Here is an 8,436-nt window from a genome sequence, read left to right as displayed (position 1 = left end):
GGTGACAGGTACCATGTGGAAATTTCACATGGTACCTGTCACCCTTTCTACTTTTTAAACAGTATCTATTCTGTTATTTCCTCATGGATGAGGGTTGGGGCTGCTACTATATTTGTTGAAATCTTGATATTCTCGTATAGCTTATGTTTCACTTCAGCTACGTCTTCGAAGTTACTGTAGATGGTTACTAAGGATTCACCTTTTTTGACTTGGTCTCCGATTTTTTTTCGTAAGACCAATCCTACTGCAAGGTCGATGTTTGATTCTTTCGTAGCCCTACCTGCACCTAGCAACATGGCTGCTGTTCCAACTTCATCAGCGACGATTTCAGATACATAGCCATCTTGTTGTGCCTCCAGTTCAAATACAAATTTAGCCTGCGGCAATTTGGAAGTATCATCTACAATGGAAGCATCTCCGCCTTGAGAGGTTAAGAATTCTTTTAACTTGGCAAGTGCTGTACCATTGTTTATTGCATTTTCCAACATGGTTCTAGCTTCTTGCAGTGAACCGGCTTTTTGGCCTACGTACACCATATGGCTGCCAAGTGTTAAACAAAGCTCGGTTAAATCTTCTGGTCCTTGACCTTTTAATGTATCGATGGCTTCCTTTACTTCAAGCGCATTTCCAATTGCAAATCCGAGCGGTTGACTCATATCAGAAATAACCGCCATTGTTCTTCTGCCGACATTATTTCCAATTCGCACCATGGCTTTAGCCAATTCGCGGGAATCATCTAGTGTTTTCATAAAGGCACCTGCGCCTGTTTTTACATCTAGAACAATTGCATCAGCTCCAGCAGCAATTTTCTTACTCATGATCGAGCTGGCAATAAGTGGAATGCTTTCAACCGTTGCCGTAACATCTCTCAGTGCATAAAGCTTCTTATCCGCAGGTGTCAGGTTGCCGCTTTGACCAATAACAGCGATTTTATTTTTATTTACTAAGTCAATAAACTCAGCGTTATCAATTTCGACGTGGAATCCAGCTACCGATTCTAACTTATCAATGGTTCCGCCCGTGTGGCCCAAACCACGGCCCGACATTTTCGCAACAGGAACGCCAACGGCGGCGACAAGTGGTCCTAATACCAAGGTTGTCGTATCCCCGACACCGCCCGTTGAATGTTTGTCTACTTTAATTCCTTCGATTTGCGATAAATCGATTTCATCACCTGATTTCACCATCGCCATGGTTAAATCAGCACGTTCTTGTTCTGTCATTCCTCTAAAGACGATTGCCATCGTTAAGGCACTCATTTGATAATCAGGAATTGAGCCTTCTGTATATCCTTGAATAATGAAATTAATTTCCTCTGTGGTTAATTCAAGTCCGTCACGTTTTTTCTCGATCAGATCAACCATTCTCATTATCAGTCACCACTTTACGATTTATTAATCATTACTTATTCCATTTCGTTTAAAAAGCTTTTACCATTTTGCGGCATTTTCACTTTAAAATTGTCAGCTACCGTAGCACCCAGATCAGCAAACGTTTCTCTTAAAGGCAATTCTTTACCTTCTTTTATCCTTTTCGAATAAACTAACAACGGTACATATTCACGGGTATGGTCTGTTCCAGGAGCTACTGGGTCATTTCCATGATCCGCAGTGATCATTAATAGATCATCTTCCTTCATCTTTTCAAAGACTTCCGATAGCCTTGCATCATACTCTTCTAAGGCTTTTCCATAACCGATTGGATCACGGCGATGTCCGTACAGAGCGTCAAAATCAACGAGATTTAAAAAGCTGATTCCATTGAAGTCCATATCTAATGTTTCAACCAGCTTATCCATACCATCCATATTCGAAACCGTTCTCATTGATTTCGTTACACCCTCGCCATCATAAATATCGGAAATTTTTCCGATTGCGATGACGTCAAAGCCAGAATCCTTTAATTCACTCATAACGGTACGGTCAAATGGCTTTAAAGCGTAGTCGTGACGATTGGCTGTCCGCTTAAAGTTACCCGGCTCACCGAGGAATGGACGAGCGATTACTCTTCCAACCATATACTTTTCATCAAGCGTTAATTCACGAGCTATTTTACAAATCTGATACAGCTCTTCAAGTGGAACAATTTCTTCATGCGCCGCAATTTGCAACACAGAATCTGCGGAAGTATAGACAATTAATGCTCCGGTTTTCATATGTTCTTCGCCAAGTTCATCGAGAATCTCTGTTCCACTGGCAGGCTTATTACCGATAATTTTCCGGCCTGTTCTTTTTTCTATTTCTGACAGAAGTTCATCTGGGAACCCATCAGGAAATACCTGGAATGGAGTTTGGATATTTAAACCCATGATTTCCCAGTGACCTGTCATTGTATCCTTGCCGTTTGAAGCTTCCATCATCTTTGTATAAAAAGCAAGCGGCTTTTCTGCTTTTTCAATTCCCTTAATTTCAAGAATATTACTTAATCCTAATTTTCCCATATTCGGCATGTTTAGACCATTCATTTTCTCCGCTATATGACCGAATGTATTTGCTCCTTTATCTCCGAACCTTTCAGCATCAGGTGCTTCCCCAATCCCTACGGAATCCATTACAATGATAAAAATACGTTTATATGTATTTGCTGCCATTTACAAATTCCTCCTTTTTATTTTGACACCGTTTACAATTCCAAGAAAACATTAGACATAAATAGGATTCCCTATTTAGGTCTATTTAACCTACAAATGACTACATATTTGTCAGAAGTCTGACTTCTTTATTTTACTAGATATATCGAAAATTACAAGAAAAAAGCTGCTAAAACTACAGCAGCTTTCTAACATTTATGTGAACATCTCTATAAAACTGTAAATATATTAAGCCCGCGGGTGAAATTTTCGATATACATCATTTAGCCTTGTTTTCGTAATGCTTGTATAGATCTGCGTCGTAGAGATATCTGCATGTCCAAGCATCTCTTGGACTGCTCTTAAATCTGCGCCATTTTCAATTAAATGCGCAGCAAAGGAATGTCTTAATGTGTGGGGTGTCAGTTCTGTAGCAATGCCTGCCTCGGCTGCCAACCTTTTTAAGATTTTCCAAAATCCCTGCCGAGTCATTCGCTTTCCTTGATGATTGAGAAATAATGCTGTATCTTGGTGTTTTTTTGAGACAAAATGAGGTCTCCCTTTTTCTAAATAAACTGAAACTGCTTCTGTTGCCGTTTTCCCTATCGGTATAATTCGTTCTTTATCGTTTTTGCCTTTGCATCGGATAAATCCCATGGTTAACTGGATATCTTCCATATCTAAACCAATCAATTCACTAACTCTGATGCCTGTTGCATATAACAACTCCAACATCGCCTTATCCCTAATACCATAATGATCAGCAGGATTGGGAGTAGCTAGCAATGTTTCTACTTCCGGCAAACTGAGTATGTTAGGGAGGGATTTTTCCATTCTTGGCGTTTCGATTTGCACAGATGGATCATGGTCCGTTGCTTTATCTCTTAATAAAAATTGGTGTAACGCACGAATCGAAGCGATGTGACGTGCAATTGTTTTTGATGATTTTCCCTGTTCCTTTAAAAATTCGAGAAAATGAATAATATGTACTCGCTGAACTTGATTGAATGTGTCCAAAGACTCTACTTTTTTCAGATAGTGCACGTAGTTTTTCAAATCACGTTCATACGAGAGAATTGTATTTTTGGCCTTAACAGCTTCAATACTTAAATATCTTAGAAAATTGTTTACTTGTTCTTCCATTATTTTTACTCCCCATTTAAATAAAACAAAAATAGCCGATCCAGCATGGAAGAATGTTTTTGATTGACTGCGTTAGAGACTTTCACAGCAGATCCTTCCGGTTCATCATAGCGATGATAGTTTCGGTATTCATCAGATACCCACATGATACCATAATAGAAAAGAATCGTGCATCCGGTAAATATAATAAACACCTTTAAGGTCTGCATTGCCATTTTCATAAAAGAGAACATCCTTTTTTCCCCCAATTTCTGCCTATTCTAATAAATGGTATGCCAATTTGTACAGGTTTTATACCTTTTGTTAGCTAGAAATTAGCGGAAAGAAGGACAAAAGAAAAAAGCCCTTTCTATCGAAGGACCGTTTGCTTTTTATTTAACATTTTCCTCAACTTTTTTTTCCTGGCACCGATGGCAAATACCGTGGAAAGTCAGGCGATGATCTTTTATTTTAAATTTCCATTTGTTTTCGACGATTGCTTCAACGTCTTCCAATAAATCTTCTTGAATTTCATCAACAGCGCCGCATTCAATGCAGACTAAGTGATGGTGAAAATGCGCTGCGCCCTCTTGACGCAAATCATAACGAGAAACCCCGTCACCAAAATTTATTTTATCGACTATTTTCAGTTCCGTTAATAATTCCAGCGTTCGATAAACAGTTGCTAGGCCTATTTCAGGCGATTTTTCCTTAACGAGGAGGTACACATCTTCCGCACTTAAATGATCCTCTTCATTTTCTAGCAAAACTCTTACGGTTGCTTCGCGCTGAGGTGTAAGCTTGTAGCTTGCTGAGTGCAACTGCTTCTTTATTCTCTCAATTCTAGTTTCCATCGTGAAGTCCCTCCCTCGCCACTGTTAATTTTCATTATAACAGATGATAAAGGAGATTCAAAATAAAATTATTATAAATAAATGATTAGATAAATTATTATATAATTATTATTTTAACATAGAGGAACTGATCATAGTTTTCATCAACCACGGTGATACATAAGCTTCTAGACCCGAAGCCACGGATATAAACACCAGTGCAGCTACTAAGGCTACAACATAGCCTTTAAAGAAAGGCAGAATCGGTTGAGCATATTTTTTCATGAATTGCTTCTTTATCATTCTCATTGAGAAAATAACAGAAAAGGCTGACATTAGGATAAAGATAGGAATAATCACCAGGTTTTGTGGCATAATCGAGGCCACTGCAAGACCGAAGCCCTTCCAGCCCATTTGACTGACAAGGAAACCAACCGTAAAGCCTACTACCATTCCTTTTAGAAATAAGAGAATGAGAATAATAGGAAGACCAATAATGGAGATCCCCAGCACCCACATTAAACCAATAAACTTGCTGTTGTGGAGGAAACTTTGCACAAATATATCACTGTTCTCAGCAACTTCCCCATTGGAAACCTGCCCGAAAAATTGTGATAAATAATAGAAGAGATTCTCTTTTTGGGTAAAGCTCATACTATTGACGACAATGGCTCCAAAGATGACTCCCATTAAAAACAGGACTACAATAAAAAGAAAAATTGAGGAATACTCGCGGAAATAACTGGCGGCATTGGACTGGTACAAACGTTTTTTCATTTACGCTTCCTCCTATTAAGTCATTCGTTAATACAGTCTATGGCCACTCTAGTCTTTCTATGACTTAATTTAATAGATTTTAAAAACCCGGCAGTTTTTTTAGTCAACTGCCAGGTTTCTAGCTATTATTTATTGGTCTGCAATTTTTCCATATTTTCCACCGCCACCTGCCGCCAGATGGACTTTACCTTCACGGGCCTGCATAATGAATTCAGCAATTTTCTCAGGAACCACTTGCGCTAATGCCTCCTTGGGCACCTCATGTAAAATAGCCATTTCACTTCCAAAGTGATCGACCAGTTTTTCAAGCAGACGCGGACCTAATCCCGGAATAAATTCAAGCGGAACTTGATGAATGTATTGGGGCCGATCAGCCCTTCCCGTTGCTGCCGTTTTCAATTCAAGAATCCGGTCAGCCACACCTTTAATGATTTTCTCACTGCCGCAAAGGTTACACAATTGATCATCATTTGGAACATGATTCAAGCAGTTGGCACATACCGTTTTATGGTATTTCCCTAGTAACGGGTCCAATCCATAATTGGCGATTACTCCCCTGCCATCTTCACCTTGTAAGGCTTTTTGCAATTCCAAAAAAGTCGGTTCCTCCATGGCTATGACCTGATATTCGCGGGCGATTTTCGCAAGAGAATGGGCATCTGAATTTGTCACAAAGGTATACGCATGTAATTCACCTAATTGATCAGCCATTTCCGTATCAGAGCTTAAACCTAGCTCAATTCCATCGATCAGGCTTGGATCGAACACCTCGGTTAAAGAATGATTCACGCCTTTTCCATAGAGACTTTTAAACGGTGTAAACACATGAGCAGGGATAAAAATACCGCCCAATTCTTTTGTTTTCTTTTGCAATTGAAGTCCCGTTATATACACCCGCTGTGAACTCAACTGAATATTTTTCAAATGGCCGGAAAGCCAATTCGAGAACTCTCTCATTTTTGCGATTGTCGGCATATAACAAAGCACATGGATGGGGCCGTTGCATTGTTCATCATAAATTTCTAATTCAGAACCTGGAATGACCGTTAAATCGCCAAAGACCAAACCTCCATTTTGGTGCTCAACTACTTCACCGCTTTGAATAAGACTCTCCATCTCCAGAATCACTTCCGGGGAGTGACTATCAATAATTCCGATCATATTTAACCCTTTTTCATGCCTGGCGTGTTCAATAATGTTCGTAAAGGTCAGCGATTTGGATCCGGTGATTTTAACTGGTTTACCGGTCCATGTCCGGCCAATATGAATATGCAAATCGACATAGTAGCGATTCATCTAAGCTTCAACGCCTCTTGTAATTGTAAGTATTGGACAGCATAAATCGTTTTGGCATCATAAATTTTTTGTTCCTGTACATATTGGAGGGCCTCCTCTAGAGTAATTTCTTCCAAATTTACAAATTCGTCTTCATCAAGCCCAGCTGCATTTTCCTTCTTTTTTAGCCCTTTTGCCAAATAGACATGGACAATCTCATCTGCAAATCCCGGCGATGTATAAAAAGAAGTAAGCAATTCTAAACTTGCACATTCATAGCCTGTCTCCTCTTCTAATTCACGTCTGGCGCAAACAGCCGGTTCTTCGCCCTTTTCCAATTTCCCTGCAGGTATTTCCACAATGGTTCGTTCCAATGGTTTGCGATATTGTTCAACCATTACCATTTTATTCTCATCCGTAACCGCTAAAATGGCCACTGCACCGGGATGTTTAATAATTTCCCGCTTAGATTGCTTTCCGTTTGGAAGCTCCACATCCTCCAAATAAAGACTGACGACCTTTCCTGAAAAAATTTCCTTACTATGAAGTGTTTTTTCCTCTAACTTATTCATATGTATCATCTCCTGTTCTAGCCCGATAAGGTTCCGTCATACATTTTATCATACTTGACTTGGGGGGGATGGGATGAAAGTATATGTACATGACAATGGCGTGATCCTTGTCGGCAAGGGTTGGGAAGTAGTTCAAAAGCTTAAAGAATATAACAAGGAGTTTGCAACCGTCTCTGAATGGCTGCAAAGTGTCCATAAACCCTGATATTTGTAGTCTCCCCCTTTCTTTTATAAAATTGTAAAAAGAAAGGGGGAATTTTTTTGAAACAAAGGAAACTTGGAAATTCAAACTTATTTGTAAGTGAATTGGGACTTGGCTGTATGTCAGTTGGAACAGATGAAATATATGCCCGTCGGATTATTGAAACTGCCCTTGAGGAAGGAATCAATTATTTTGATACTGCCGATTTATATGATATGGGTGAAAATGAAACAATCGTTGGGAAAGCGTTAAAAAATGTCCGTGAACAGGTGATCATCGCGACAAAAGTTGGGAACCGTTGGAAGCCGGATCAAAGCGGCTGGACCTGGGATCCATCCAAGACATACATAAAAGAAGCTGTGAAAGATAGCTTGAAACGGCTTGGAACTGATTATATCGATCTGTATCAACTGCATGGTGGCACGATTCTGGATCCAATTGATGAAGTGATTGAGGCTTTTGAGGAATTGAAGACAGAGGGATTTATTCGTTATTATGGAATTTCATCGATTCGTCCAAATGTTATTAGGGAATACATTGCAAAATCAGGATTGGTTTCAGTCATGATGCAGTACAGTATGCTTGACCGCCGCCCGGAGGAAAAGGTACTGCCGCAGCTTCATGAACATGGTATAAGTGTGGTTACCCGTGGTCCGCTTGCTAAAGGGCTTTTAAGTGACAAAATGGTAGAGAAATTGGCTGCCGGAAAAGGATATTTGGATTATTCTTTTGAGGAACTGTCTGAAGTTCTGCCTCATTTAAAAGAAGTGGTTGCAGGTGTGCGTTCTTTTACTGAAGTAGCCCTGCAATATAATTTGGCAAATCCTGTGGTTGCGTCTGTCGTTGCCGGTGCAAGCAGCCCTGAACAGGTTAGAGAGAATGCCAAGGCAATTAAAAGTCAGCCTTTGACGAATGAGGAAGTTTCCCTTATAAAACAAGTAACGAAGGCTAATACCTATCAAGAGCATCGTTAACTTACATTTCGGGGCGACAGTTTTTTCTGCCGCCCCTTTTTTTATTTAGGCTTTTTTGAAATTGTCTGTTGATTTCCGCTCCAATCAACAGAGTGTAAAAATCAACACTGTT

Annotated in this window: 10 protein-coding genes; 2 read left to right on the top strand and 8 right to left on the bottom strand. The window is 39.8% G+C overall.

Annotated features, from left to right (window positions below; all coding sequences use genetic code 11):
* Positions 1-65: 65 nt before the first annotated feature.
* The 8 genes from V7083_RS22555 to V7083_RS22520 all read right to left on the bottom strand — a co-directional run bounded on the left by V7083_RS22555 (position 66) and on the right by V7083_RS22520 (position 7,148).
* Positions 66-1,370: a pyrimidine-nucleoside phosphorylase gene (locus V7083_RS22555; RefSeq protein WP_335482306.1), complete on the bottom strand. Its 1,305-nt coding sequence runs from the start codon at positions 1,368-1,370 to the stop codon at positions 66-68.
* A gap of 35 nt (positions 1,371-1,405) precedes the next feature.
* Complete coding sequence (gene deoB, locus V7083_RS22550; protein ID WP_335482304.1) at positions 1,406-2,590, bottom strand: phosphopentomutase; 1,185 nt, start codon at positions 2,588-2,590, stop codon at positions 1,406-1,408.
* Positions 2,591-2,818: 228 nt separating this feature from the next.
* Positions 2,819-3,712 (bottom strand): site-specific tyrosine recombinase XerD, encoded by an 894-nt coding sequence (gene xerD / locus V7083_RS22545; RefSeq protein ID WP_335482302.1) that lies wholly within the window; start codon positions 3,710-3,712, stop codon positions 2,819-2,821.
* A gap of 5 nt (positions 3,713-3,717) precedes the next feature.
* Complete coding sequence (locus tag V7083_RS22540; protein WP_335482300.1) at positions 3,718-3,945, bottom strand: YqzK family protein; 228 nt, start codon at positions 3,943-3,945, stop codon at positions 3,718-3,720.
* 138 nt (positions 3,946-4,083) lie between these two features.
* Positions 4,084-4,545, bottom strand: coding sequence for a ferric iron uptake transcriptional regulator (gene fur, locus V7083_RS22535; RefSeq protein ID WP_335482298.1), 462 nt, complete (start codon positions 4,543-4,545; stop codon positions 4,084-4,086).
* 108 nt (positions 4,546-4,653) lie between these two features.
* Positions 4,654-5,301: a stage II sporulation protein M gene (gene spoIIM, locus V7083_RS22530; protein WP_335482296.1), complete on the bottom strand. Its 648-nt coding sequence runs from the start codon at positions 5,299-5,301 to the stop codon at positions 4,654-4,656.
* Positions 5,302-5,430: 129 nt separating this feature from the next.
* Complete coding sequence (locus V7083_RS22525) at positions 5,431-6,597, bottom strand: endonuclease Q family protein (protein ID WP_335482294.1); 1,167 nt, start codon at positions 6,595-6,597, stop codon at positions 5,431-5,433.
* Entirely contained in the window at positions 6,594-7,148 is a 555-nt protein-coding gene (locus V7083_RS22520) for an NUDIX hydrolase (RefSeq protein WP_335482292.1), read from the bottom strand. Before V7083_RS22520 ends, V7083_RS22525 begins: the two co-directional genes overlap by 4 nt.
* Positions 7,149-7,221: 73 nt before the next feature.
* Between V7083_RS22520 and mciZ the strand changes: the two genes are divergently transcribed.
* Together mciZ and V7083_RS22510 are read left to right on the top strand one after the other, a co-directional pair.
* Positions 7,222-7,353 (top strand): Z-ring formation inhibitor MciZ, encoded by a 132-nt coding sequence (gene mciZ / locus V7083_RS22515; RefSeq protein ID WP_335482290.1) that lies wholly within the window; start codon positions 7,222-7,224, stop codon positions 7,351-7,353.
* 56 nt (positions 7,354-7,409) lie between these two features.
* Positions 7,410-8,324 (top strand): aldo/keto reductase, encoded by a 915-nt coding sequence (locus tag V7083_RS22510; RefSeq protein ID WP_335482288.1) that lies wholly within the window; start codon positions 7,410-7,412, stop codon positions 8,322-8,324.
* The last annotated feature ends 112 nt before the right edge of the window (positions 8,325-8,436 follow it).

The organism is Bacillus sp. JJ1764, from assembly GCF_036962145.1.
Lineage (GTDB): Bacteria > Bacillota > Bacilli > Bacillales > Cytobacillaceae > Neobacillus.
This window is presented reverse-complemented; position numbering and strand designations above follow the sequence as displayed.